Genomic DNA, 2,138 nt, shown 5'->3' on the forward strand with positions numbered 1-2,138 from the left:
GTGCGCCCCGCCCCGGAGAGCGCGGGAGCGTCAGAAGGCGCAGGCGTACATGATCACGATGTTGCAGACGAGCAGCGCGCCGGCGGTGGGGAGTTGGGCCTTGATGGGCCCGTACTGGTCCTTGAGTTCCAGTAGCGCGGCCGGTACGACGTTGAAGTTGGCGGCCATGGGGGTGGCCAGTGTGCCGCAGAAGCCGCAGAGCATGCCGATGGCGAGGATGATGGCGGGCTCGCCGTGGGCCTGCTGCACCAGTACGGGCCAGCCGACGGCCGCGGTCATCACGGGGAAGGCGGCGAAGCCGTTGCCCATGACCACGGTGAACAGGAACATGCCCGCGCAGTAGACGATGACGGCGATGAGCACCGAGCCGTCGGGCAGCACCGACTTGGTGATCTTCCCGACCTGCTCGCCGACGCCCGAGACCGAGAAGATGGTGCCGAGGGTGGCGAGCAGCTGTGGCAGGAGCATCGCCCAGCCCATGGCCTCCAGCATGGAGCGGCCCGCGTGCATGGGGGTGGAGATCTTCTTCTCGCGCATCATCATCATGGCGACGGCGAGCGCGACGATGGCGCCGATGCCGAGCCCGAGGATCGTCTCGCTGCCGGTCTGGAGGACGGGCCGGCCGCCGATGCGCAGCTTCTTGACGCCGACCGCGCAGACCAGGGCGACGACGGGGATGGTGAGGGCGGGTACGAAGATCTTGCTGCCGAGCCGGTCGGCGCTGGCGGAGCGCTCCTCGGGCGTGCTCGTACGGACCTTGCCGCGGCCGGTGAAGCCGAAGCCCGCGAGGCAGACCATGACGAGGACGGCCACGCCGAGCGGTTCGGCCGGGGCCGACTTGTCGACGACCCAGGTGCTGTAGACGAAGCCGAGGCCGAGCAGCCCCCAGAAGGCGGCGGTGCCGAAGCGCTTGGGGTTGGTGCGGTCGGTGGCCATCTGTGCGGCCATGACCAGGAAGATCGCGCCGACCAGCCAGTAGAACCATTCTGCCTTGATCACTTGGTGGTCCCCCGTGCGCTGTTCTTGGGAGCGGTCTTCGCGGCGCGCTTGGCGGCGGCGCGGCCCTTGGGGCTGTTCTTGGCGGCGGTCTCGGCGGTTGCCCTGGAGCCGGTCTTGGAACCGGTCTTACCGTCGGCGCCGCCCAGTTCGCGCTCCAGCTGGCGGTCGAGGCGCAGCAGCCGTCCGCCGTGGATGACGAGCGCGCAGATCGCGGTCGGGATGGCCCAGAGCGCGAGCTGAAGGGGTTCGAGGTGGGTGTGGTACGTGGTGTTGACGAACCCGGTGATCAGCAGGATCGAGCCGACCGCGAGGAAGACGTCCTCGCCGAAGAAGAGCCCGACGTTGTCGGCGCTGGCGGCGAAGGAACGCACCTTCTCGCGGGCCTTGTCGGTCAGCGGCCCGTTCTTCCGCTCGGCGGCGCCCTCGGCCATGGGGGCGGCGAGCGGGCGCACCGTCTGGGCGTGGCCGAAGACGCTCTGTAGCCCGAGGGCCGCGGTGATCTGTCGCAGCAACAGGTACAGGGCGAGGAAGCGGCCGGTGGTGAGTCCCGCGAAGCGGGTGATCAGCCGGCGGGCCTGCTCCTGGAGCCCGTACCGCTCCAGGAGGCCGATGACCGGGAGCGTGATCGCGAAGATCGTCACGGCTCGGCTGGAGGCGAAGCCCTCGCCGAAGGCGGCGATGACCTTTTGCGGCGAGAGTCCGCCGAGCAGGCCGGTGGCGATGCCCGCCACTCCGACGACCAGCAGGGGGTTGCGTCTCGTGGCGAATCCGACGATCACCACGAGGACGCCGAGGAGAACGATCATGCGCCCCGCCTTCCGCGTTCCAGGGACCTCACCTGGAGCGTGAGGAGACTGTCCCGGAGGTTAGAGGATCGTTCAACGATCAGACAAGAGCTTGACACCTGGACATTCTCGACGGATCGTTTCGCCTCTCACCTGGCCCCGGACGGCTCCCAGCAGCCGCCCGGGCTCACCCCCCGGCGGACACCTCGGCCGCGTACGCCCCCGAGAGCACTGCGGCCAGTCGGAAGGCCCCGTCGAGCACCTCCTGGAACCCGAGGACGACCGGGCCGACGCCGAGCGCGGGCCGCCCGGCGTACCGCTCCAACGCCTCTACCAGCGATGTGACATACCGCG

General features: G+C 69.5%; 2 protein-coding genes. Both read right to left on the bottom strand.

Annotated features, from left to right (window positions below; translation table 11 throughout):
• Window positions 1-30: 30 nt before the first annotated feature.
• Window positions 31-999 (bottom strand): DUF979 domain-containing protein, encoded by a 969-nt coding sequence (locus ACFU99_RS41570; protein ID WP_384403386.1) that lies wholly within the window; start codon window positions 997-999, stop codon window positions 31-33.
• Complete coding sequence (locus ACFU99_RS41575; RefSeq protein ID WP_384403389.1) at window positions 996-1,805, bottom strand: DUF969 domain-containing protein; 810 nt, start codon at window positions 1,803-1,805, stop codon at window positions 996-998. The genes ACFU99_RS41570 and ACFU99_RS41575 overlap by 4 nt, the downstream gene beginning before the upstream one ends.
• Window positions 1,806-2,138 lie beyond the last annotated feature (333 nt).

The organism is Streptomyces sp. NPDC057654, from assembly GCF_042800135.1.
Classification (GTDB): Bacteria; Actinomycetota; Actinomycetes; order Streptomycetales; family Streptomycetaceae; genus Streptomyces.